This window comes from Salinivibrio proteolyticus (assembly GCF_027286365.1).
In the GTDB taxonomy this organism is placed as follows: Bacteria; Pseudomonadota; Gammaproteobacteria; order Enterobacterales; family Vibrionaceae; genus Salinivibrio; species Salinivibrio proteolyticus.
In genome coordinates this window covers 535,443-560,841 of record NZ_CP114584.1, presented here as the reverse complement: position 1 = coordinate 560,841, position 25,399 = coordinate 535,443, and the positions used below count along the sequence as shown (strand labels likewise).

Genomic DNA, 25,399 nt, shown 5'->3' with positions numbered 1-25,399 from the left:
CTACACTCCTAGCTTCCAACCCAAGGTGCGCATCAAATCAGCGAATACCCCTGCCGCCGTCACGGCGGTGCCTGCCCCATATCCACGCAAGACCAATGGAATCGGCTGATAATAGCGGCTGTAAAAGGCGAGTGCGTTTTCGCCATCTTTAATTTTGTGCATCGGATCGTCACTGTCTACGGCTTGAATTTTCACGAAGCATTGACCGTCTTCAATACCGCCGATATAGCGCAGCACCTTGCCCTCTTGAGCCGCTTGCTCTGACCATTGCTTAAAGTAAGCATCCGCCTCCGGCAAGCGTGCCATAAAGGACTCCACATCACCCGATTGATCAAAGCCTGGCGGCAACGCGGGCTCAACTTCGACATCTTCCAGCTCTAAATGCATGCCAGCTTCTCGTGCCAAAATTAACAATTTACGCGCCACATCCATGCCAGATAGATCGTCACGTGGGTCGGGCTCAGTGAAGCCACTGTCACGCGCAACCTTGGTGGCATCACTAAAGCTTACGCCTTCATCTAACTTGCCAAAAATGTGTGATAGCGACCCCGACAAGATCCCAGAAAATCGTGATAGCTCGTCCCCTGCAGCAATCAGGTTTTGCAGGTTTTCAATGACGGGCAAGCCAGCCCCCACCGTGGTTTCATACATAAACTTACGATGTGTCGCGCGCGCCGCCTGACGCAGCTGTTGGTAATAAGCCATGCTACTGGTATTGGCTTTTTTGTTAGGCGTGATCACATGGAAGCCCGCACGTAAGAAGTCCGCATACTGATCCGCGACTTGTTGCTCTGCTGTGCAGTCAATCAACACTGGGTTGATGATATGATTACGCTGCACCAACTGAATCATACCGGCAAGGCTAAACGGTGAAAGGTGATTAGGCAGCTCATCACGCCAGCTATCAAGGTTAATGCCTTGGCTGTTCAGCCACATGCCTTTACTATTTGCCATTCCACAGACACGCATCACAATGCCTTGCTGCTGCAGCTTCGCTTGTTGACGACGAATTTGCTCAATCAGCTCACCACCGACCCCGCCCACACCGACGATAAACACATCGAGGTGGTGTTGGCTGTTAAACAAGTTTTCATGGCAGGCTTTCACCGCTTCCGAGACACGCTCCGAGGGGACAACCGCCGAGATAGCACGCTCTGACGAACCTTGAGCAATGGCGACAATATTGACATTCACTTCCGCTAGCGAGGTGAAAAAGCGCGCCGCAATCCCTTTCGAAGTGCGCATACCATCCCCCACTAAGGAGACAATCGATAGGTGATCGATAAACTCGACAGGCTCAAGCAAACCATCTTTAAGCTCAAGTTCAAAATGGGTCCGCAACGCCTTCTCAGCTTTCACTTTATCCTGCGCTTGAATACAGAAGCTAATGCTGTACTCCGACGACGATTGGGTGATCAGCACGATAGAAACGCCCGCGGATGACATGGCGCCAAACACACGTGAAGCCATACCAACCATTCCCTTCATCCCAGGACCAGAGATATTGACCATACTCAGATCGCTAAGCGTGGTGATCCCTTTAATGGCAAGCTTATCCTCACCAGTATCATCGCCAATCAAGGTGCCTGCGCCTTGAGGATTGGCCGTATTTTTAATCAAACAAGGGATATGGAAGCGAGCAATAGGGGCGATGGTTTTAGGGTGGAGCACTTTGGCACCAAAGTACGACAGCTCCATCGCTTCTTGATAACTCAGCGACTTCAGTAAACGCGCGTCTGGCACCAAGCGGGGATCGCAGTTATAGACACCATCGACATCCGTCCAGATTTCGCAGCACTCTGCACGGACACAAGCGGCCAGCACCGCAGCGGAATAATCGGAACCATTGCGTCCCAAGGTCACCAGCTCCCCTTGCTCATTGCCGGCCATAAAGCCTGGCATCAAGCCAACATGATTAGCGGGAATGGGAGACTGTTTAAAGCGTTGCGAGGAGGTTTCAATGTCGACTTCAGCACTCAGGTAACTGCCAGAAGCGGCAAAATAACTGACCGGATCAATCTCAAAGACTTGATAGCCACGCGCCACTAACAGCGCTTGCATGGCCGCTACGGACAAACGTTCCCCCTTGCTCACCACGCGCGCATAGGTGCTGTCCGGACAAAGCCCTAGCAGGTTCATACCGTGTACGTATTGGCGTAGTTGTCCGAGACTGCGAGAAAGTTTATCGAACAAAGGTTGGGTATCGAGATTGGGCTGGCGTTCGGCAAGGCCTTGGAACAGCGCGGTGAAAATGGTTTCTAGCTCTTTGAGTGGCAGCTCAGCCTCTCCATGTTTAACCGTATTATCCACCACGGACACCAGAATATTGGTAACACGCGCTGGGGCGGATAAAACAGCAGAGACGTCACTCTGACCCTGATTGCTAACAATGATGTCAGCGGCACGACTGAATCGCTCTGCATCAGCAAGCGATGTGCCACCAAATTTTAAAACTCGCATCCGTTTGGGACCTCTCTCTTAAGATAAAAAAAAGCCCGTACCGGTGAGGGTACGGGCTTTTTTTGGAAATTCTGTGCGTATCAGCCCGCACCAACACACATTGTGCCAGTAATAATGGTGGTTGTTGTGGTGGTAAGGGTGCTGATCGTCAGTTGCATGTGTGTTGCGTTTATCGTTTGTTTTGTTGAGTTCTACTTAGGTGTATCGAATCATGCCGCCGAGGTCAACAAAAAAGTGACACTGATTGCTTTTTCGCCAAAACTCTGAGAGGTTGAAGAGAACAAAAACGGCATGGAAGCAGGGAACGCGAATGACACAGGACGCCATGGCACAATTAGTCGCAAATACGATATTACAGGGCTCGGATGCCATGTATGGTCGCTTCTTAGATGTGACGTCAGGCGCTCAAGAGCGCTTTGAGCAGCAAGACTGGAAAAGCGTGCAGCAAGCACTGAAAACGCGTATTCAATTTTACGATCACCATGTCGGCTTAGTGAGTCAGCAACTGCGGGCTATGCTGGGCAAAGAACACGCCACACGCTCCTTTTTGATGGCAGTGAAAGCAGCCTACATCAAACTCCTTGATGATTACCCGCGCTACGATATCGCTGAGAGTTTTTTCAATTCGGTGTATTGCCGTATTTTCGAACACCGAAATATTCGTCGTGACAAACTGTTTGTACAAAGTTCGCAAGGCGGACGCATTCCCAAGTATCCAACGCCCTTGTTGCGACGCTTTCAATCGCAAGCTGGCATTTATGCCACGCTAGAGCGCATGCTAGACAGCACCCCCTTTACCCTGCCTTGGCGAGATAAAAGTGGCGATCTTAAGCGCATTACGCAAATCCTTCAGCAACGCTTTGGCCCGCAGTTAACCATGAGCTTCACCATTGAAATGGTGCGTCAGCCGTTCTTTCGCAACAAAGGAGCGTACTTAATTGGCCGTCTGGATATGGCGAACCAACGTCGCCCCCTCGTGCTGCCCTTGCTTATCTCAGATAACGGCGAGCTGTATATTGATGCATGTATTACCGATAGCGACGATGTGAGTATCGTATTTGGTTTCGCGCGCTCTTATTTTATGGTGTATGCCCCCGTCCCAGCGGCTTTAGTCGACTTTCTCAATCAATTAATGCCCAATAAAACTCCAGCAGAGCTCTACACCGCGATCGGCTGTCAAAAACATGGTAAAACCGAGCTATACCGCGAATTTCTCTATCATTTGGATAATTCTGATGACTTGTTTGATATCGCGCCGGGGATCAAAGGGATGGTGATGTCGGTGTTCACCCTGCCCTCATACGGCTTTGTGTTTAAGATCATCAAAGACAAATTCGCACCGCAAAAACAAATGACGCACGCCCAAGTGCGCGAGAAATACCGCCTCGTTAAAGAGCACGATCGGGTGGGACGCATGGCCGACACGCAGGAGTATCGGAACTTTATCTTTCCTCGTCACCGTTTCAGCGATGCACTGATTGACGAATTGCTAAACGTGGCGCCTTCATGTGTGTCCGTCACTGACACAGAAGTACGGATCCGCCATTTATATATGGAGCGGCGGATGATCCCGCTAAATATTTACCTCGAGCAAGCCAGTCCTGACGCCTTAACCCAAGCAGTGCAAGAGTACGGTGATGCCCTCAAAGAGCTCGCAGCTGCCAATATTTTTGCCGGTGACATGTTGTTTAAAAACTTTGGCGTCAGCCGTCATAATCGGGTGATTTTCTATGATTATGATGAAATCGCCTATCTCACTGAGGTCAATTTCCGTCGTATACCGCCACCGCGTTATCCAGAAGATGAGCTAGCCGCAGAGCCTTGGTACAGCGTGGGAGAAAATGATGTGTTTCCCGAAGAGTTTCGTACCTTTTTGTTGGTCAACCCTTCGCTACGTGATGAGTTTGAGCGCCTGCATCCCGAGCTTTTTGAGGCCGAATTTTGGCAGCAACTGCAGCATCAGGTTCAAGAGGGCTACTTCCATGATGTGCGTCCCTACAGCGATGCGCTTCGGTTAGTCAAAGCCTAAACACGCTTAACCTGGCGTCAATTTTGCTTGTTGTTTAATCGTCGCCATCACACGCTGGCACCTATCAGATACGTCAATAGCATGACGTTTTTTTAGACAAAGTTGCGACCGCGCACACTTTTTTGTCTACACTGATCATCAGCGGTGACGAAACCGACAAAAATAACAACGCAAAGGAACCTAGAGTGAAACAATTCGGATTGTTCGCACTCGCCTTGCATTTAGTGGCAACCCCTGCATTTGGCGAGCAAATGCTATCGTTCGAGACCGAAACGATAGCCGACTCCAATCGCTTTTTTATCCAGTCGATGCCCTCGGCCGGAGACGGATTTGATAGCTGGACCATAGAGTCAGGCTATCGCTACCCCTTGAGTAATCTCTCCGTTTACCTTGGCACGCAAATGAAAAGCGAAACCCAGACAGCCCCCACGCAACGCGGCTTACTCAGCGGCATCGAGTACCGATTTACCGACAAGTTACATGTTTCAAGCCAACTGAGCCACGGCTACCAACGTGATAAAAGCGTTAACCAATGGGGAGTCAGCAGCCGCTACCAATTAAGTGATTCTTTCGATGTCAATGCCGGGCTAGATGTGGAGTTCGATCCTGAAAAAGACACCGAGTCTATTTACCAACTCGGCGTCGGGTTACGCTTTTAACAACGTGTAACGACGGCGTGAATGCTTAATCCACGTCGCTGACTGTGTTCAAGGGCTGCGCACAAACCAGCACACCGTTTTTGTCAGCATACAGGTAATCACCTGGGGTCACTAACACGCCTTCCAGCGTTAGCACCACATCTACCTCTCCCCAGTCCCGTTTTTGGGTTTTAATCGGACAGACGCCGAGTGCTTTAATGCCAATAGGCAAGGTGGCAAGCGTCGCCACATCCCTCACTGGCGCGGCAATCACCACCCCTGCCCAACCATTGTCGACCGCACTTTTTCCGATCATATCGCCCAATAGCGCACGATCCATCGCGCCGCCGCCATCAACTACTAAAACCTGACCTTGGCCGGGCGTTGCGAGGAGCGCTTTCACTTTGGAGTTATCGTGATAACAGCGGACAGTACGTATCCGTCCTTCAAAGCCGCTCACCGCGCCAAAATCTTGCCACTGAATGGGTAACCAACGCACGGCGTCTGGGTGGTTGTCGCATAAATCAGGTAGTCTATCGTCCATGATGCTCTCCTCAGTCCAGTGATGAGTTTGTCAATTCCAGCAGTGATGAAAACGTCACGCCTAGTGACTGCGGCGCAAAATCTGTCATCAGTGCAGGCAGTAACCATAATGTATCCTCCTCCACCCAATAAATCGCGTTTTGCTGCCATGTTTTCGCCAATGCAATCGCTTCGTCTTGATTCAGAGCAACGGCAAAACCCGGCTCAAACCAGCTGCCATCAGGCGCCCCACCATTCATTGCCCAATAGCGAATCCCCGCTTTCTCCATCTCATCCACAAGCTGACGATTACGCAATTGATTCTCTTTCTCAGATAAAGGTTGGCTACGAGGGTTAAATGCGGTAAGAATGGCAAAAGAACGGACACTGGGTGCTTGGGGTGCCCGAAATGCGATCTGCTGGTAAGTTTTCCACAAATCGCTGGCGTTATTCTGATCACACATTATTTACACCTGTTCGTTACTAACATTATGCTTAATTGCTAATTATGCGCTAGTATTCATAAAGTTAAACGGGAAGTTGACCCTAATCACCAACAAAGATGCTTTTGATTGGGGTCAATAAAGGATGAAAAAAATCATCAACGTTCACCGTAATATATTGTTAGCGCGCTGTTAAATGAATACAATTAGCGGCAATCAATGGATGTAACAGTGATTGCCTCTGAGGCTTACGAGGGCCGATAACGCCCCGCCTCAACTGGAACACACGGTGCGTTGTCTAGCATCGACACACACCTCTCTATGGATGGCGTGCCATATGTTGATTGCGAGGTTCGCGGAAGGCATCCTCTCGCAATTTTGTAAATTTTTTTCATGGGCTAGTGGAACTAGACTGTGAAGCGCAACCGGATTCTATTTAGATATTAGGTATCGCCAATGCAAACCCCGCAAATTCTGATTGTAGAAGATGAACAAGTCACACGTAACACGCTGAAAAGTATCTTTGAAGCGGAAGGTTACAATGTCTTTGAAGCCAGCGATGGCGACGAGATGCATCAAGTCCTATCCAATCATCAAGTGCACTTGGTGATCATGGACATCAACTTGCCCGGTAAAAACGGCTTACTGCTCGCGCGTGAATTGCGCGAACAAGGCGACATGGCATTGATGTTCTTGACGGGCCGTGACAACGAGGTCGACAAAATCCTAGGGCTGGAAATTGGTGCCGATGACTACATTACCAAGCCATTTAACCCTCGTGAACTGACCATTCGTGCACGTAACTTGTTAACCCGTGCGATGAGTAGCGTGAACGGTGGTGAAGAAAAACGCAACGTTGAACAGTATGTGTTTAATGGTTGGGTTCTTGATATCAACAGTCGCTCTTTGATTAACCCTGAAGGCGAGTCATTCAAATTGCCACGTTCAGAGTTTCGTGCCCTGCTGCACTTCTGTGAAAACCCAGGCAAAATCCAGACCCGTGCTGAGCTGTTGAAAAAGATGACAGGTCGCGAGCTAAAGCCGCATGACCGTACTGTGGATGTCACAATTCGTCGTATTCGTAAGCACTTCGAATCACACAGCGACACCCCAGAGATCATTGCCACCATTCATGGTGAAGGCTATCGCTTCTGCGGTGAGCTCGAAGATCAATAAGCTGCACACCCAATATGAATAAGGCGCCTGATGGCGCCTTTTTTGTTTAGCTTGTGGGTGGCGTTTAGGAGGATTGCTCATCTAACCATGCTTTTAACACCGTCAGATCGTGCTGATAGCCTACTTTAATTTCATCAACCCAATCGGCAATATTCTCCCACCACGCCGGTAACTCGGGAGACTGTGCTTTTTGGGCCACTTTTTGCACATGCTTTAAGCCCACTGATCCTGCCGCACCTTTAATTTTATGCGCTTCCGACACAATGCCATCTTGGTCGCGTGCGGTCATATTCGAATCAAGAATCGCGATGTATTCCGGCATCAATTGTTCAAACATTTCAATGCTTTTTCGCACAGGCTCGGTGCCAACCAGCTCGACATAGCCGGTGAGCATGTCCATATCCAACAGCTTTTCCGCTTGCTCGCTTGCGACTGGCCGTGTCGACGCACTCTCGTCAGTCACCGCTTCTTGCCCCTCCGCCAACGCATAACGCTCAATCACTTGGCTAAGTGCCGCGACACTGATCGGCTTGCTGATTGCATCATCCATGCCTTTGTCGATGTACTCTCCTTTGTCTTTGATCACATTGGCGGTTAATGCGACAAGTGGTGGTAAGCTCGACTGTGTTTCGCGTAATGTTGCTGCAATATCAAAGCCGGTCATATCCGGTAATTGAATATCTAATAGCAATAAATCAAACGCTCCGGGCATAAAGGTGTTTAGCGCCGACTGACCATCTCGAGCAACGGTCACCTCATGGCCTAGACTTTCCAATAAATTGGTAGCGACCGTGATGTTTAGCTCAATGTCTTCGACGAGCAAAATTCGCAAGCGGCTATCACTGCGCGTGGGCAGTTGGACCTCATCATCCGCAGGCTCACTCAAAGGCACGGAAACCTTCACGGTAAAGGTACTCCCTTCACCTTCTTCGCTATCGACGGTAATGTCGCCTCCCATCATGCGCGCTAACTGGCGAGACACGGCGAGTCCAATCCCTGTTCCCACAGCATGCAAGTTTTCTTCGCCTTGTTTTACCTGATAGTACATGGCAAAAATTTTATCTTGCTCATCTGAAGGGATCCCGACCCCGCTGTCTTCGACTTCAAAGCAAAGATGCGCGTGGTCATCTTCCACATCTGCACTAACAGTGATGATCACACAGCCTTGCTTGGTGAATTTGACGGCATTCCCGACCAGATTCCACAAAATTTGACGTAATCGTGTCGCATCCACGGCGACAAATTCCGGCAAGTCTGTCACCCGTTCAAGTTCAAACCGCAGCCCTTTTTGCTCCGCCATCAGGCCAGAGATGTTTTCAATCTCAGTAACAAATTCACGCAGATCGATGCTGGTGGGGTACAAGGACAGTCGGTTGCGATCGGATTTATCTAAATCGATAATATCGTTGAAAATATTACCCAAGGTGATGGCACTGACGTAAATGGTACGTAAGTAATTGCGTTGATCATCATCCAGCGGCGAGTCCAATAGCATGCGGCTCAATCCGACAATCCCATTCAGCGGTGTGCGCAGCTCGTGACTGATGGTGGAGATAAAGGCGGTTTTATCTCGGCTCGCTTTCTCCAATGCATCTTGATAACGCTTGCGTTCGGTGATTTCACGGCCAAAGCCAAGCAATCCCAGATGGCGCCCGTCTCGCGCAAAGAAAGGGACTTTGCGCAGTTCAAAATAGGCCTTGCGTCCATCTTGATACTCAAGCCATTGCTCGTAGGTAATGGAGACGTTGTTATCAAAGACTTGCTGATCGGTCTCTACCACTTTAGCGGCGATATCCTCGCGATAGACATCCCACGGCGTCAGGCCCTTCAGCGCCTTCTCTTTATAGCCGGTCAGCTCTTCCATCGCGCGGTTACAACCAGAGAACTGCCCCTTGGCATTGCGGTAATAAATCAGATCCGGCGACGCATCAATAAACGAGCGCAGCAATGCGGTTTGCTCGGCTAGCTCTAGCTGAGCTTTTTCCCGCTGATACACCTCGTTTTCTAGATCCTTGATCGCCTCTTGGCGCGCACTCTCAGCTTTTTTACGCTCTTCGATTTCTAAATTCAGTTGCTCAATATTTTCGGTCAACTGCCGGTTAAGACGCATGTCTCGCGCACGCATCTCTTCTAATTTAGACACCAGCTTAGATAAGCGCTGCCGCGATTCTTCAAGCTGATCCACCACCACGGACAAAAAATAAACCGCCCAAGGGGTAATCACCAGGCCGAAGAAAATCGAGCGGATAATGTCGATATTTTGCACCGTGCCTTCCAGCACCAAGGTGATGCCCACTTGCACCACCACGGCCAGTGCCACAAGCGCCAGCGCGAGTAACATGCTGAAGCGGACAATGCCCAGCTTGACAAGCAAATCAACATAATACTGCGCTAATACTTTGAGTTGTTTCATAAAGGCTTACTACACGCCAGTTAAGAGTGGAAGTGTTCAGGCTCAGGGCGCGGCGCATCATTCTCTGTGACGCAAGACGTTGGTCCCATTAAGCTGACTTGATTACGCCCAAGTCGCTTCGCCTGGTACATGGCTAAGTCGGCTTGATGGATAAGCTCCCCATAATCCCCTTCGGGTGAGGGGATCATACACGCAACGCCGAGACTCGCGGTCATCACCGCTGCGACCGGCGAATACTGATGCGCGATTTCACGCTCGGCCAACGCAGCTCTTGCCCGCTCGGCAACTAAGGCGGCCCCATCAAGCTCAGTGTGAGGCAATACAATAGCAAATTCCTCTCCCCCATAACGCGCGACCGCATCAAGTGGTCGATTAATCGCCGACTTAAAAGCGTTCGCCACTTGCTGCAAGGCCCAGTCGCCTTGTTGATGGCCGTAATTATCGTTGTAAAGTTTGAAATGGTCGATGTCACAGAGGATCAAGGCAAGCGGCGTTTGTTCACGGGCGTGTGAGCGCCACAACTTGCGCAGTTGCTCATCAAAGCTGCGTCGATTCGCCACTTGGGTCAAACTATCCACGAAGCTCATTTCTTGGAATGACATGATCGCATCCGCCAGCTGTTGTTGGGTGTGCTTACGTTCGGTGATATCGCGTGCCATCACCAGTACTGCAAAGCTGTCAGTCACCGGATCATCAATACGCGATTTAGTCACTTCAAACCAAGTTTGCTCGCCGCTGGGCCGCCAAATCACATCTTCATAGGTCACGGTTTCCCCAGTATCCAGTACATGCTGATCGCGCTGACGATGCTGATCAAAAATATCTGCATCGACGACCTCTTGCGCTGGAGAGGTTTCAAGCGCTTCAATGGAGACCCCAAGCGCATCGGCATAGGCTTGATTACAGGCAAGGTGGTAATAGTCCTGATCAAAGATCCCAATCGGATCCACACTGGCATTAAAAATCGCGCTCAATAAATTGCTCCGTTGCTGAAGCGCTTGTTCGGCCGATTGGCGATGATGCACCTCGCGTTGCAAACTTTGCTGCATTTGGTGCCAGTCGGTCACATCATGACTGATGCTCAAGGTGCCAACCACCTGTTGCTGATCATTTTTAAGCGCGGTGATATTGGTTTCAAGCAAACAGCTTTCGCCGTTTAGTTGCGATGCCCACGTACGCACCGTCTTTGAGCCAGACAAAGGCTGATCGGCATGCCACATAATGCCCTCTTGCTCGCGGCCTCGCCAAAAGCGGTCAAAGGCCGCATTGGTTCCCACCACATTGCCATCGACATCTTGAAAGCAAACCAATTCAGCCAACGAATTAATCACGCTAAGCAAAACACCATGTTCTTGATGCTGTAGCTGCCATTGCGCGTGGCGCGCCAGTGGTGCTAGCGACACCAACCATGCTTTTTTACGCCGACAACGAATGGGTAAGCCCGACAAGCGCACGCCAATGCGTACTCGATTCGCGCCGGGTGCTTTGACCTTAGCTTCGACATTAGAGAAAGGACGTGGCCACTGCTGCGCAACAATAAAGGCACGTACTGCTTGTCGCTGGTGCTCATTGGCCGTTTTAAAGTGGCTTTTGCTGTCCACCAATGAAAATGCCTCCACACAGGCAGCATTGGCATACAAGATGTCACCCTCATCGGCGGTAACAATGGCATGGGGAGTATCGAGATCAGCCATATACACACGCCAATGGGTTAACGCGACGGTTTCTTGTCGCGCACGCCACGCGTAGCCAAGCACCGCACCTAAAACAAGAAATGTAAATAAAATGAAAAATGCCATGCGGCTCCTGTGTGATCACAACCATCCTTGATTCGCGACATCTTTTTCCATTGCGCCGCTTATGGAACCGCTATTTTGCCACAGTTTTCTCAAAATACATGGCTACGTGCCTCACAGGTTTTTACTGTCAGTTGTCATTTTTTTACATCAAATCACAGCGTATCTTGCTATGAAACTGAAGACATAAAACGCACCCTGCTTTATTTCTTTAGTTGGTTAGAATTTATGCTCGAATTTGGCCTTAAATTAATAATTATTTAACAAAACAGCATAAACGCGAATAGCTATTATTCCTGAAAAAATTGACACAAAACCTGAAAATATCAGGTGTTTAATTGACATCACACCAAGCTTCATGGTGCATAAAGGCTGCATAATAAAATTTGACCTTTAACTGCTTTGCCGTTAATTTGAAAGGTCGCTGAATAGCGCTTTCTGGATACGGCAGGCTAGGCATCGCGTTGAAAATCAGTAATTTAATTACTTACAAGCACGCGATTTTCCCGTTAAAAAAACACAACATAACGGGTGAGCTGTCACAGTCCTAGACGCTTTCAGAGTGGTCAGGAGGATCACGACAATAAATGCAATCACTGCGAGTGACGCAGTAGCAAGGGAGAATTGCAATGTCGCTGTACAACCCAATGTTGGAAAAGGATAACTGTGGTTTTGGTTTGATCGCCCATCAAGAAGGTGAGCCCAGCCACAAGTTGGTTCGTACCGCCATTTCCGCACTTGATCGCATGACCCACCGCGGAGGGATTAACTCCGATGGTAAAACCGGGGACGGTTGTGGGTTATTGCTCCAAAAGCCCGACCGTTTCTTTCGCCTTATTGCCGAACAAAACCAATGGAACCTAAGCCGTTTGTATGCGGTAGGAATGCTTTTCCTGAGCACAGATCCGGTGAAGGCGCAGCGCGCCCGCGCGGTGTTTGAACAAGAAATTGCTGCCGAAACACTCTCCGTGGTTGGTTGGCGTACGGTACCAACCAACCCTGACGTGCTGGGTGAAATCGCCAAGCAGTCACTCCCCGTTATCGAACAAGTCTTTATTAACGGCCCAGCCGGTTGGCGCGCACGCGATTTAGAGCGTCGCCTGTATATTGCGCGCCGCCGCGCAGAAAAAGCGTTGGCTGACGACACAGACTTCTACATTACCAGTCTGTCGACCCAAACCATCGTCTACAAAGGCTTGTGTATGCCGGCAGATTTGCCGCGCTTTTACACTGATTTGGCCGATTTACGCCTCGAGTCTTCGATCTGTTTATTCCACCAGCGTTTTAGCACTAACACGCAACCACGCTGGCCGCTCGCTCAACCGTTCCGTTACCTTGCACACAATGGTGAAATCAACACCATTGAAGGTAACCGCCAATGGGCACGCACACGGGCATACAAATTTAACTCGCCCTTATTGCCAGACCTCCATCAGGCCGCGCCTTTTGTCAATGAATCAGGGTCGGATTCGTCGAGCCTCGATAACATGCTTGAAGTGTTTTTGTCCGGTGGTATGGATCTCTTCCGCGCCATGCGCCTGCTTGTGCCACCCGCTTGGCAAAACCATCCGGATATGGATGATGAGCTGCGTGCATTCTATGACTTTAACTCCATGCACATGGAGCCATGGGATGGTCCTGCCGGTATTGTGATGTCTGACGGCCGTTATGCGGCTTGTAATCTCGACCGCAACGGCTTACGCCCTGCGCGTTATGTGGTCACTAAAGATAAATTCATCACCCTCGCCTCTGAAATTGGCATTTGGGATTACGCGCCTGATGAGGTCGCTGAAAAAGGGCGTGTTGGCCCGGGTGAATTGCTGGTGATCGATACCCGAGAAGGCAAAATTTGGCACTCAGCGGAAATCGATAATGAACTGAAAAGTCGCCACCCCTATCGGGAATGGCTCGATGCTCACGTGCGTCGCCTGACCCCGTTTGAAGAACTTGATGATGATGCCAGCGAAGGCAGCCGGAGCTTGCAAGACACCCAATTGAAGGTTTACCAAAAGCTGTTTGGGATGTCGAACGAGGAAGTCGAGCAAGTCGTCAAGGTGCTCGGGGATATCGGTCAAGAAGCGACCGGTTCGATGGGCGATGATACGCCAATGGCAGTATTATCTTCTCGTCCCCGCTGTGTGAGTGACTACTTCCGTCAGAAGTTTGCTCAGGTTACCAACCCACCCATTGATCCCTTGCGTGAAAACCACGTGATGTCACTGGCCACCTGTATCGGCCGAGAAATGAACGTTTTCTGCGAGACCGATGGCCACGCTGAGCGCGTCGCGTTTAAATCGCCCGTGCTCTTATTCTCAGACATGGTGCAGTTACTCGAGCTCGACGATACCTATTATCGCAACAGCATTCTCGATATTAACTACGATCCGAACGAGAAAGATCTGCAGCAGGCCATCTTAGATCTTTGCGATCAAGCCGAGCGCTGCGTGCGCGATGGCACGGTACTGGTAGTCCTGTCTGATCGTAGCATCAACAAAAACAAACTCCCTATCCCTGCCGCTATGGCTGTCGGGGCGGTGCAAAAGCGTCTGGTCCGCGAAAACTTGCGCTGTGATGCCAACATCATCATTGAAACCGGGAGTGCACGCGATCCGCACCAATTTGCCGTATTACTCGGCTTTGGTGCCACGGCTATCTACCCGTATCTCGCCTACGAAACGCTAGCCAATCAAGTCGACATTGGCGCAATCAAAAAGCCCTATCGCGATGTGATGGTGAATTTTAGAAATGGCATCAACAAGGGCCTATTTAAAATCATGTCAAAAATGGGGATCTCGACCATTGCCTCTTACCGCTGTTCGCAGCTGTTTGAAGCGGTCGGCCTGCATGACGATGTGGTAGAGCTTTGCTTTAAAGGTGTCGCAAGCCGCATTCAAGGGGCGAACTTTGATGATTTCCAGCAAGACTTAGTCAACCTTTCTCGTCGTGCTTGGATTAAACGTAAGCCGCTAGAGCATGGTGGGTTACTCAAATACGTCCACGATGGCGAGTATCACGCTTACAACCCAGATGTCGTAAAAAATCTGCAAAGTGCAGTGCGCTCTGGGGAAGCGATGGACTACAAAACCTACGCGAAAACGGTGAATGAACGTCCGGTGGCAACCTTGCGCGACCTAATGCGCTTGAAAAAAGCCGATACACCATTACCACTTGAACGCATTGAACCCGCCACCGAGCTATTTAAACGCTTTGATTCCGCGGCCATGTCTATTGGTGCTTTGAGCCCTGAAGCGCACGAAGCGTTAGCCATTGCGATGAACCGCCTTGGCGGCCACTCGAACTCCGGTGAAGGGGGGGAAGACCCACGCCGTTTCAATAGCGAGCGTAACTCCAAAATCAAGCAAATTGCATCGGGCCGTTTTGGGGTCACTCCCCACTACCTCACCAATGCCGATGTGCTGCAAATCAAAGTTGCACAAGGGGCGAAACCCGGTGAAGGCGGACAATTGCCCGGCCATAAAGTCACGGCAGAGATCGCCAAATTGCGTTTCTCAGTCCCAGGTGTCACCTTGATTTCGCCACCGCCACACCATGATATCTACTCGATTGAAGACTTGGCGCAGCTGATTTTTGATTTAAAGCAGGTCAACCCAAGCGCATTGGTATCGGTCAAACTGGTCTCTGAACCGGGCGTGGGCACCATTGCTACCGGTGTGGCAAAAGCCTATGCCGACCTGATCACCATTTCAGGGTATGACGGCGGCACAGGGGCAAGCCCGTTGACCTCCGTGAAATACGCCGGTAGCCCTTGGGAATTAGGCCTTGCCGAAACCCAGCAAGCCCTCGTGGAAAATGGCTTACGCCACAAAATTCGCTTACAAGTCGATGGCGGGCTCAAAACTGGCCTCGATATTGTAAAGGCCGCCATTTTAGGTGCAGAGAGCTTCGGCTTTGGCACCGCGCCTATGGTGGCGTTGGGCTGTAAATATTTGCGTATTTGCCACCTGAATAACTGTGCAACCGGTGTGGCGACCCAAGATGACACGCTTCGTCGCGACTACTTTAAAGGCTTACCTGAGCAGGTGATGAACTTCTTTAAAGGCTTAGGCGAAGAAGTCCGCGAGCTACTCGCTGAGCTTGGTGTCGAAAAGCTCACCGATCTCATTGGCCGAACGGACTTGCTGGAAGCAGTTGATGGCTTTACCGCCAAGCAACTAAAGCTCGATTTGAGCCATATTCTAGAGGCGCCCACACCCTGGCCGGGCAAAACCTTATATTGCAGTGAGCCTAATACGCCTTTTGATAATGCACCGCTTAACCAAGCCTTGCTCAGTGAGCTAGGGGAGGCGATTGACGCTAACCGACGAGCCAGCATCTACAAATCGGTACGCAATACCGACCGTTCAGTCGGTGCTAGCCTCTCTGGCGCGATTGCAAAACGCTATGGCAACACGGGCATGGCAGCCAATCCTCTGGATATTCAATTGCAAGGCACAGCGGGTCAATCTCTCGGGGTGTGGAATGCGGCAGGGGTTAATATCACCCTTGTCGGCGATGCCAATGACTATGTCGGCAAAGGGATGAGTGGCGGTGAGATCGTGATCCGTCCTCCTGTGGGATCCGCCTTTGCCAGTCATGAGTCCACCATCATGGGCAATACCTGCCTGTATGGTGCCACTGGTGGCAAGCTGTTTGCGGCAGGGAAAGCAGGCGAACGGTTCGCCGTGCGTAACTCAGGGGCCCATGCGATCGTCGAAGGCGCAGGAGATAACGCCTGTGAGTATATGACGGGCGGTATCGTCGCGATTTTAGGTCGCACTGGCGTCAACTTTGGCGCTGGAATGACCGGCGGCTTTGCCTATGTGCTCGATGAGGAAGGCGATTTTAACGGCCGCATCAATCCAGAGTTGGTTGAAGCGCTGTCGCTAGAATCACTGGCCATTCATCAAGAGCACTTACGCGGACTGATCGCGCAACATTTAGAGCTGACAGGTTCAGATCGTGCGCAACAACTGCTGGCTGATTTTGACCAATGGGTACACCGTTTCTATTTGGTCAAACCTAAAGCCGCTGATGTCAGCACCTTGTTAGGCCACCAGAGTCGCAGCGCTGCCGAGCTGCGAGTTCAGGCGCAGTAAAGGAGGGATCCATGAGCCAGAACGTATATCAGTTTATCGATGTGCAGCGTATCGACCCGCGAAAAAAGCCGATTGATACCCGCAAAATAGAGTTCGTGGAAATCTACGAGCCGTTCACCGAAAAAGAAGCGTCGGCACAAGCCGATCGCTGCTTAGATTGCGGTAACCCCTATTGTGAGTGGAAGTGCCCCGTGCATAACTACATTCCACAATGGCTAAAGCTAGCCAATGAGGGGCGCATCTTAGAAGCCGTTGAGCTATCGCACCAAACCAATAGTCTGCCTGAGGTCTGTGGCCGCGTGTGTCCTCAAGACCGGCTTTGCGAAGGTGACTGTACGCTCAATGATGACTTTGGCGCTGTGACCATCGGTAATGTCGAAAAGTACATCACCGATAAAGCGTTTGAAATGGGCTGGAAGCCCGACATGTCACATGTTGAGTGGACAGACAAAAAAGTGGCTGTAATCGGTGCCGGCCCAGCAGGGCTTGCGTGTGCCGATGTGTTGGTGCGCAATGGCGTCAAACCCGTGGTGTTTGATCGCTATCCGGAAATTGGTGGCTTGCTCACCTTCGGGATCCCGTCATTCAAACTGGAAAAAGAGGTGATGCGCAACCGCCAACGGATTTTCACCGAAATGGGCGTGGAGTTTCGTCTCAACACCGAAGTCGGTAAAGATGTGGCCATGCAGACCTTGATTGATGAGTTTGATGCGGTCTTCCTCGGTGTCGGGACGTACAAGTACATGCGAGCTGGTCTTGCCAACGAGGACGCACCCGGTGTGTTTGATGCACTGCCATTTTTAGTCTCCAACACCTACAAAGTGATGGAACTGAAGAACGCGCCGCCCTTCATCGATATGGCGGGTAAGCGTGTGGTAGTCCTCGGGGGAGGCGATACGGCGATGGACTGTGTCCGTACCTCCATTCGTCAACAAGCCGCCAGTGTGACTTGTGCCTACCGTCGTGACGAAGCGAATATGCCCGGCTCGCGCCGCGAGGTGAAAAACGCGCGTGAGGAAGGTGTGAACTTTATGTTCAACCTTCAGCCGCTTGGCATTGAAGTCGACGAAAACGGCAACGTGCGCGGGGTTACCGTGGTAAAAACCCAGCTCGGTGAGCCTGATGCTGCAGGTCGTCGTCGCCCAGAGCCGATTGAGGGCAGTGAGCATGTGCTAGAAGCAGACGCCGTGATCATGGCGTTCGGTTTCCAACCTCATGCCATGGAGTGGCTGGAGCCCTATGATGTGGCCCTTGACGAGCGTGGTCGCATCAAAGCGCCAGCCAAAGGGGACATCTTATATCAAACCACCAACCCGAAAATTTTTGCCGGTGGTGATGCAGTGCGCGGGTCAGATTTAGTGGTCACCGCCATTGATGAAGGGCGGAAAGCGGCCGAAGGGATCATGGACTACCTCGAAGTCTGATCCTCTCCCACCCCGACTGAATAGAAGTGCCTCAAAGGAGGCACTTTTTTATTGCCTCATGTACACTAACCCCATTCTATGTGCTAACAGGATCATCAAGATGAAAATCGGCATTATTGGCGCTATGGAGCAGGAAATTACCCTGCTGCGTGATAAGCTCGCGAACCTTACCACTCATCACGAAGGAGGTTGCACCTTCTACTCTGGCACACTGCAGGGCCGTGACGTGGTATTGCTCCAATCAGGCATTGGTAAAGTATCGGCAGCAGTCGGCACCACCTTGTTGCTGTCACAGTTTAAGCCAGATTGCGTGATTAACACCGGATCAGCCGGCGCTTTTGAACCCTCATTAAACCTCGGTGACGTCGTTATTTCCTCGCAAGTGTGTTACCACGACGCGGATGCAACCGCATTTGGCTACCAGATGGGTCAAGTTCCTCAGCAACCGGCTCACTTTGACTCCGACGACGCACTGATGGCACTGGCCGAGAAAGCCATTGATGACGAGACACACGTGGTACGCGGGTTAATCTGCACCGCGGATACCTTTGTGCACACAGATGCACACCGTCAACACATTCGCACCCACTTCCCTAAAGCGGTAGCGGCAGAGATGGAAGCGGCGGCGATTGCACAAGTGTGCGCCCAGTTTAAGATCCCATTTGTGGTCGTGCGCGCCATCTCTGATGTGGTGGCAGAAAAAGAATCACCGATGACGTTTGAAGAGTTTTTGCCGCTGGCTGCGAAAAGCTCGTCCGCCATGGTTGAAAAAATGGTTGCGCTTTTCGACTAACCCTCCGAACGCTTATCATGGATGAACCTTGCCATTATGGATGCACTGCTTAACCCGCAATATTGGCTGACTATGGCCGCCAACCACCCAAGCTTCTGGGCGCTGTGGTTGGCGCTATTAATCCATTGGTTACTCCCCTTATCCGCCAATTATTCTCCGTTTCAGTATTGGCAACAGTACGCGCTCATTTTAGCCGACCAAGTCAACCAACCGACCGATCCGAAACGGCAGAGAAAGCTCGCAGGTGGGCTGGCACTGGCACTCATGTGTGGCACACTGGCGATCTTGCTGATTGCCACCCGAGAGTTGGTCTGGTTCCGCCCTTTATTTGATGCGCTACTGCTGTGGCTTGCCCTCGATTGGCGCAATATTGATACGTTTTCCCAAGCATTTGCCTATGCCATTGAACAACACGACAAAGGGACAGCACGCGCGCTTTTGGCCAACCGCGTCAACCGAGAAACTGAATCTTTGTCGATTGTCGGTCTGGGTAAGGCAGGCGCAGAAACGCTATTGCTTGGCACCGCACGTCATGGCGCCTGTGTGATTTTCTATTTTGTGCTATTTGGTGGTGTCGGCGCCCTGCTGTATGCCAGCTTAGTCCGTCTTGCGCGCGTGTGGTCGCCGAGCCGTCTCACCTTCTACCCATTTGGCTTAGCGGTCGCACGTCTTCTCAACGGACTCGATTACGTTCCTATGCGTCTATTTGCCCTCTTGTTCGCTCTGGGTCGTTCCCCACTCACGCACCTTAAAGCGTGTTGGCAACAGGGACAGCGCTGGCGCACGCCGGGGCCGGGCTGGCTATTGGCTTGCGCCAGTAGCCGCTTTCAGCTCTCCCTCGGAGGCCCTGCCATTTATCAAGGCACCAAAACATTGCGCACAAAAATCGGCAGTGGCGTGACACCGGCCTGCTACCACCTTTTGTTATTACGTCAAAAACTCAGAGTGAGCATGCTCATTTGGATCGCCTTTAGCGCGTTATGCTTGCTCATCGTGTAAGGATAAAAACATGCTCGGTCTCTCTCCTCGCGGCGTCGGACTTTTGGTTGCCGCTTTTCTCTTTACCACGGCCGCTTATGCACACCCTGCCCCACCTCGTGTGATCAGTCTGGCGCCTCATGCCACTGAGCTCGCTTACGCTGCAGGCCTCGGTAAACAACTCGTCGCCGCCAGCGCGTACAGTGATTACCCCGATGAGGCAAAAATGCTTGAGCGCGTATCGAACTATCGGGGCATCAAACTGGAGCGTATTGTGGCGCTTAAGCCCGACTTAATCTTGGCGTGGCGAGGCGGTAACCCACCTAAACCGCTGGAAACATTGGCGCAACTGGGTATCGAGATCCGCTACCTTGATGTCGAAAAACTCGACAACATCAGCGGCTTTATTCGCGAACTGGGCCGTTATGGCCGCCACCCCGAGATAGCACAGAAAAATGCAGCCGCTTTCGACCAAAAACTGCGTGCACTGCGCACCCGCTATCAAGACGCAACGTCAGTACCTTACTTTTATTTATTAAGTGGTGCGCCACTAATGACAGCCAGTGATCATGCCTGGCCAAGCCAGCTTTTTAGGCTATGTGGCGGCGCAAACATTTTTGCCGATAGCCCCGCGGCTTATCCGCAAGTGAATATGGAGCAAGTGATCACCCGCAAACCGCACACTGTGTTTTATACCGGTGGTGAACTGCCTGCTAGCTGGCAAAGTATGAAAGACTTACTCCCCAGCCTTGCTCAGCACTATGCGTTTCAATTAAACCCAGACTGGCTAACGCGAGCAACGCCCCGTGCGTTGCAGGCTGCAACCCAAATCTGTGAGGCACTTGATACGGTGCGCCGCGCAACCTAGGACCCATGATGACCCAAACCATGATTTTGTATTTATTTGATTTATTTGGCACGGCAGTATTTGCTATCTCAGGTGTACTCATGGCTGGCCGTTTACGGATGGACCCTTTTGGCGTCGTGGTCCTTGCCTGCGCCACTGCGATTGGGGGCGGAACAGTACGCGATATGGCGATGGGAGCAACACCCGTGTTTTGGATCAGTGACACGCTATATATTTGGGTGATCCTCGCCACCTGTGTTGCCACCATGCTGCTTATTCGCCACCCCCGCCGACTCCCTTGGTACGTACTACCCTGCGCCGACGCCGTCGGTTTAGCCGTCTTCGTCGGTATCGGTGTCGATAAAGCGTTAAGCTATGGGACTTCACCACTGGTCGCGGTAATCATGGGTGTGATTACCGCGTGTGGGGGCGGCATTATTCGTGATGTGTTGGCCAGAGAAGTGCCCATGGTGCTGAGAACCGAGGTCTATGCCACCGCATGTATTGCTGGCGGGATCGTTCATACACTCGCAGTTGAAGTGGGGCCAGATGCCGTCACCGCATCAATTGCAGGCATGGTCACCACCTTGCTGATCCGCTTAGCGGCGATTCGCTGGCATTTATCCTTGCCACCCTTTGCCCTTGATCGTTAAGCATAAAAGATTGGGGGTTGAAAGTTCGCGCCTCTACCCTAAGGACTGTTAGATAGCCACCAGAAAGGAGCCACAATGTTACGTATTGCAATCATTTATCATTCGGTCAGTGACCATACACACGGACTCGCCACCACGATTGCAGAAGGGATCCAAGCAGGCGATGGCGATCCCCTAGTCTATCGTATTGAGCCTGATGTGATTAAACATGGCCGTTTTATCGACCAAAAGGTCTTTACTCAGCTTAAAGATGTGGATGCGATTATTTTTGGTGCACCCACCTACATGGGCGGGCCAAGCGCACAATTTAAAGCGTTTGCCGATGCATCCAGCCCAACGTGGGAGCACCAAGATTGGCGGGGTAAGCTTGCAGCTGGGTTTACGGTAGGAAGCCACACGGGAGGAGACCAATCAGCCACCCTCAGCTACTTCCAAACATTAGCCAGTCAACACGATATGCTATGGCTTAGCTTAGGTCGTGCCAATATCGGGGTCGAAAACATCAACCCAACCGGCACAACACATGGCGCCACCGCCCATGAAACTGGAGAAGGACTGAGTGAAGCCTGCTTACAAACCGCCTTCTATCTGGGCCAACACATGGTTCGCGCTTTGAAAGGGGTGTGGCACACTTAATTGCCTCTCATGCCGAGCATGATGCGCATCAGGATCATGCAGGCACAAAAAAGCCCTCGCATACATGGCGAGGGCTTGTCTATTCAACGGATAATTAGCTGAGCGTCACCCGAGCGAACTTACGTTTACCCACTTGGTAAACGGCTTCGCCCGCCGCTGGCACCAGCTTAGTGTCTTCGACTTTTTCGCCGTCAATTTTCACCGCGCCTTGACGGATCATACGCAGCGCATCTGACGTTGAGCTGACCAAACCGGCATCTTTCAAAAGGTTACCAATCGCAATGCCTTGCTCGAAGCTAAAGCTTGGCATCTCGTCAGGCATCGCCCCTTTTTGGAAACGATTGATAAAGGTCTGCTCGGCCGCATCCGCATCCGCGTCTGAGTGGAAACGCGCGATGATCTCTTTCGCTAGCAAGATTTTAATGTCACGTGGGTTTTTGCCCGCTTCGACATCTTTCTTGAACTGAGTCACTTCCTCTAAAGGACGGAATGACAACAGCTCGTAGTAATCCCACATCAAATCGTCAGAGATAGACATGATCTTACCGAACATATCATCCGGACGTTCGCTCACACCGATGTAGTTATGGGCGGACTTGGACATTTTCTTCACGCCATCCAGCCCCACCAGCAGCGGCATGGTCATAACAACTTGCGGTTTCTGTCCGGCTTGCTTTTGTAGCTCACGTCCCATCAGCAGGTTAAACTTCTGATCCGTACCGCCCAGTTCTACGTCTGCTTCCAACGCGACAGAGTCATGCCCTTGTAGCAGCGGATAGATAAATTCGTGGATCGCAATGGGTTGGTTGCTGCTGTAACGTTTTTTAAAATCATCACGCTCTAGCATACGGGCCACGGTTGAGCTTGCCGCAAGGCGGATCATGCCATCAGTGCCCAACTCACCAAGCCACGTCGAGTTAAACTCAATGCGGGTTTTGGCCGGATCGAGAATTTTAAACACTTGCTCTTTGTAGGTTTCTGCGTTTTGCAGCACTTGCTCACGCGTCAACGGTGGACGGGTAGTGTTTTTACCACTCGGATCACCGACCATGCCGGTATAGTCTCCGATCAAGAAGATGACTTCATGGCCGAGCTCCTGAAACGCGCGCAGCTTATTTAGGATCACTGTGTGCCCAAGGTGGATATCCGGTGCCGTCGGATCTGCACCCAATTTAATACGCAGAGGACGATCTTCTTTAAGCTTGGCAACCAGCTCGTCTTCAGGGATTACTTCATCAACGCCACGTTTTAGTTCTGCTAGCGCGGCTTCCAGGCTCGCCATAGTCTCTCGCTCCTACAAAATAGGCAAAAATGTGATAAACCGACATACTACTCGAATAGCGACAGTTTTTGAAACCAGTTAGACTTATAGCCAGTGTGCAAGGTGTGCACAGTGGCTGCCGGCAACAGATGTTTGTGGTCTTTGTGTTAACCGTGTCAAATTATTATCAGGGCATCATCCCCAATAAACCGATTGGGAATCTGACTGTCATATTTTGTATTCGCAGTGATTCAACATAGTTTTCATGCCGTTAAAAAAACTCGCAGCTTTACCTAAATTACATAAACTCACGATAGGTGCACTGAGCGCGTTCGTGGTATTACTCATCCTTGTCCCTGATGGCGCAAGCACGCCACGCCCTGAGCCTAATTTTGAACTTGGCAAGCATTATCCCTTACCCGTTGATGCCGTCTCTCTGCTGCCGCCTGAAGGTGAAATGCCAGCGCAGTTTAAACGTCATATCAACTGGCAAAGTTATGAAGTCCAGCATGGTGAAAGCATGGCCTTGCTGTTTAATCGTGCCGGTTTGAGTCCAACCACACTCTATCGTCTGGTTAACGCGGATGAAGGTACCAAAAGCTTGGCCTATCTCAAGCCGGGGGATGAAGTGCGTTTGGGCGTTGATGAAAGCGGTGAACTGGTGCAACTCATTCAGCCACGCGGCACCAATGAAACCCTGATCGTGAGCAAGGTCGATGATAAATATCAGTCACGCATCGAGACAAAAAACATTGATACACAACTGAACTTCGCCCGCGCTACCATCAAATCAAATTTCTGGCAGGCCGCTACCGATGCAGGGTTAGATCCGAATCAGATTATGCAGCTTGCCGGGATTTTTGGCTGGGACGTAGACTTTGCGCTCGATATTCGAGAAGGCGATAGCTTCTCTGTGCTTTATGAAGAAGAGTTTGTTGAGGGTGAACATATTGGGAGTGGCAACATCTTGGCTGCCACCTTTACCAACCGAGGGGATACGTTCACCGCGGTACGTGCCAAGAATGGCAAATATTACACCCCCACGGGCAAAGCGATGAAAAAAGCCTTCTTGCGCTCCCCTGTGAACTTCCGTTATGTCAGTTCGAACTTTAATCCGCGTCGCTTACACCCAGTGACAGGACGCGTAAAGCCCCACCGAGGGACAGATTATGTCGCTCCGGTTGGCACCCCTATCAAAGCCGCGGGGGATGGCGTGGTCATGAAAGCCTCATACAACCGCTTTAATGGCAACTATGTGTTTATCCGCCACAGCTCAACCTATATCACCAAGTATTTGCACTTAACTAAACGTAAAGTGAAAACCGGTCAACGGGTCAAACAAGGGGATATCATTGGTACCTTGGGAGCTACAGGCCGGGTAACAGGGGCGCACCTGCACTATGAGTTTTTGGTGAATGGTGTCCATAAAAACCCGCGTACGGTGCAATTACCCGAAGCTAAATCACTGCAAGGGCAAGAAAAACAAGCCTTTGTACGCCTCGCCGAGTCACGCATGGCGCAGCTGAGTAAGTTTAATCAACTGCTTGCCTCAGTCGGGCCGCTCAGCTATCACGCCAATAACGGCGGGTAACCAGCGGCACATAAACACAAACGGCGCCTGTCGGCGCCGTTTGTGTTTGATAGTCAATAACTATCCGCTATGAACGTCTCGTGAACCCGTTATACGCTAAAGGATGCGCCACACCCACACGTCGTGGTCGCATTCGGGTTATTAACAAAGAAACGTGAGCCTTCGAGCCCTTCGGTATAGTCCACCACACCGCCCATTAGGTATTGCAAGCTCATGGGGTCAACCACTAACTTCACGCCGCTTTTTTCGATTTCCATATCGCCTTCATTCACGTTTTCGTCGAAGGTAAAGCCATATTGAAAGCCGCTGCAGCCACCACCTGTAATGTAAACACGCAGTTTCAGATTTGGGTTTTCTTCTTCCTGAATCAGCGTTTTAACCTTAGTCGCCGCTGCTTCTGAGAACTCTAACGGCAAAGGTGCATCGCTCATTGTTACCTCACATGCTCATCGTGCTTAGCGTTGAATTATCTAATACCTGAGTAAAGTGTTCAAGTATTACCCGATTGATCGAGGGTGTGATCAGTACGTATAAATTGCCACTCAGGGGTCAATCAAATCATACTCCATCTCGCCAGTGATCCGTATCTTTGGTTAAAATGCCCCAACGCAATTTAGGCTTACGCCTTACATAACAGGATATG

18 protein-coding genes and 1 other annotated feature are annotated in these 25,399 nt (G+C 51.0%); of the genes, 11 read left to right on the top strand and 7 right to left on the bottom strand.

Annotation, left to right across the window (positions count from 1 at the left end; all coding sequences use genetic code 11):
• Window positions 1-2,460 carry a bifunctional aspartate kinase/homoserine dehydrogenase I gene (gene thrA / locus N7E60_RS02740; protein WP_269598068.1) on the bottom strand — a complete coding sequence of 820 codons (2,460 nt, stop codon included), beginning with the start codon at window positions 2,458-2,460 and terminating at the stop codon, window positions 1-3.
• A gap of 24 nt (window positions 2,461-2,484) precedes the next feature.
• Window positions 2,485-2,602 (bottom strand) — a sequence feature (Thr leader region).
• A 168-nt stretch (window positions 2,603-2,770) separates the two neighbouring features.
• Here thrA and aceK point away from each other — a divergent pair.
• Both aceK and N7E60_RS02730 read left to right on the top strand, forming a co-directional pair.
• Window positions 2,771-4,489: a bifunctional isocitrate dehydrogenase kinase/phosphatase gene (gene aceK, locus N7E60_RS02735; protein WP_269598067.1), complete on the top strand. Its 1,719-nt coding sequence runs from the start codon at window positions 2,771-2,773 to the stop codon at window positions 4,487-4,489.
• 185 nt (window positions 4,490-4,674) lie between these two features.
• Complete coding sequence (locus N7E60_RS02730; protein WP_069589780.1) at window positions 4,675-5,148, top strand: hypothetical protein; 474 nt, start codon at window positions 4,675-4,677, stop codon at window positions 5,146-5,148.
• Between the two features lie 25 nt (window positions 5,149-5,173).
• Here N7E60_RS02730 and N7E60_RS02725 read toward each other — a convergent pair whose 3' ends face one another.
• Both N7E60_RS02725 and N7E60_RS02720 read right to left on the bottom strand, forming a co-directional pair.
• On the bottom strand, window positions 5,174-5,671 hold the full coding sequence (locus N7E60_RS02725; protein WP_069589782.1) for a putative 4-hydroxy-4-methyl-2-oxoglutarate aldolase: 498 nt from the start codon (window positions 5,669-5,671) through the stop codon (window positions 5,174-5,176).
• A 10-nt stretch (window positions 5,672-5,681) separates the two neighbouring features.
• Complete coding sequence (locus N7E60_RS02720) at window positions 5,682-6,113, bottom strand: DUF3293 domain-containing protein (protein WP_269598065.1); 432 nt, start codon at window positions 6,111-6,113, stop codon at window positions 5,682-5,684.
• A 435-nt stretch (window positions 6,114-6,548) separates the two neighbouring features.
• Here N7E60_RS02720 and arcA point away from each other — a divergent pair, with 435 nt between their 5' ends.
• Window positions 6,549-7,268: a two-component system response regulator ArcA gene (arcA, locus tag N7E60_RS02715; RefSeq protein ID WP_069589785.1), complete on the top strand. Its 720-nt coding sequence runs from the start codon at window positions 6,549-6,551 to the stop codon at window positions 7,266-7,268.
• Window positions 7,269-7,332: 64 nt separating this feature from the next.
• Here arcA and arcB read toward each other — a convergent pair whose 3' ends face one another.
• Both arcB and N7E60_RS02705 read right to left on the bottom strand, forming a co-directional pair.
• Window positions 7,333-9,681, bottom strand: a complete 2,349-nt coding sequence (arcB, locus tag N7E60_RS02710; protein ID WP_269598064.1) for an aerobic respiration two-component sensor histidine kinase ArcB — start codon at window positions 9,679-9,681, stop codon at window positions 7,333-7,335.
• 20 nt (window positions 9,682-9,701) lie between these two features.
• On the bottom strand, window positions 9,702-11,480 hold the full coding sequence (locus tag N7E60_RS02705) for a diguanylate cyclase domain-containing protein (RefSeq protein WP_069589787.1): 1,779 nt from the start codon (window positions 11,478-11,480) through the stop codon (window positions 9,702-9,704).
• Window positions 11,481-12,106: 626 nt separating this feature from the next.
• Here N7E60_RS02705 and gltB point away from each other — a divergent pair.
• The 7 genes from gltB (at window position 12,107) to N7E60_RS02670 (ending at window position 21,904) form a co-directional block, all read left to right on the top strand.
• Complete coding sequence (gltB, locus tag N7E60_RS02700) at window positions 12,107-16,573, top strand: glutamate synthase large subunit (protein WP_269598063.1); 4,467 nt, start codon at window positions 12,107-12,109, stop codon at window positions 16,571-16,573.
• Window positions 16,574-16,584: 11 nt separating this feature from the next.
• Window positions 16,585-17,997 carry an FAD-dependent oxidoreductase gene (locus tag N7E60_RS02695; protein WP_077662309.1) on the top strand — a complete coding sequence of 471 codons (1,413 nt, stop codon included), beginning with the start codon at window positions 16,585-16,587 and terminating at the stop codon, window positions 17,995-17,997.
• Window positions 17,998-18,097: 100 nt separating this feature from the next.
• Window positions 18,098-18,790, top strand: coding sequence for a 5'-methylthioadenosine/S-adenosylhomocysteine nucleosidase (mtnN, locus tag N7E60_RS02690; RefSeq protein ID WP_069588469.1), 693 nt, complete (start codon window positions 18,098-18,100; stop codon window positions 18,788-18,790).
• Between the two features lie 21 nt (window positions 18,791-18,811).
• Window positions 18,812-19,789 (top strand): cobalamin biosynthesis protein, encoded by a 978-nt coding sequence (locus tag N7E60_RS02685; RefSeq protein WP_269598061.1) that lies wholly within the window; start codon window positions 18,812-18,814, stop codon window positions 19,787-19,789.
• Between the two features lie 10 nt (window positions 19,790-19,799).
• Window positions 19,800-20,636, top strand: coding sequence for a vitamin B12 ABC transporter substrate-binding protein BtuF (btuF, locus tag N7E60_RS02680; protein ID WP_269598059.1), 837 nt, complete (start codon window positions 19,800-19,802; stop codon window positions 20,634-20,636).
• A 20-nt stretch (window positions 20,637-20,656) separates the two neighbouring features.
• Entirely contained in the window at window positions 20,657-21,268 is a 612-nt protein-coding gene (locus tag N7E60_RS02675; RefSeq protein ID WP_077662391.1) for a TRIC cation channel family protein, read from the top strand.
• Window positions 21,269-21,343: 75 nt separating this feature from the next.
• Window positions 21,344-21,904, top strand: a complete 561-nt coding sequence (locus N7E60_RS02670) for a flavodoxin family protein (protein ID WP_269598058.1) — start codon at window positions 21,344-21,346, stop codon at window positions 21,902-21,904.
• Between the two features lie 94 nt (window positions 21,905-21,998).
• Here N7E60_RS02670 and tyrS read toward each other — a convergent pair whose 3' ends face one another.
• On the bottom strand, window positions 21,999-23,186 hold the full coding sequence (gene tyrS / locus N7E60_RS02665; protein WP_069588464.1) for a tyrosine--tRNA ligase: 1,188 nt from the start codon (window positions 23,184-23,186) through the stop codon (window positions 21,999-22,001).
• Window positions 23,187-23,430: 244 nt separating this feature from the next.
• Here tyrS and N7E60_RS02660 point away from each other — a divergent pair, with 244 nt between their 5' ends.
• A complete protein-coding gene (locus tag N7E60_RS02660) occupies window positions 23,431-24,756 on the top strand; it encodes a peptidoglycan DD-metalloendopeptidase family protein (protein ID WP_077455306.1) in 1,326 nt (441 codons plus the stop codon).
• Between the two features lie 89 nt (window positions 24,757-24,845).
• On the opposite strand, the gene erpA is transcribed toward N7E60_RS02660, so the two are convergent.
• Window positions 24,846-25,187: an iron-sulfur cluster insertion protein ErpA gene (gene erpA, locus N7E60_RS02655; protein ID WP_069588460.1), complete on the bottom strand. Its 342-nt coding sequence runs from the start codon at window positions 25,185-25,187 to the stop codon at window positions 24,846-24,848.
• Window positions 25,188-25,399 lie beyond the last annotated feature (212 nt).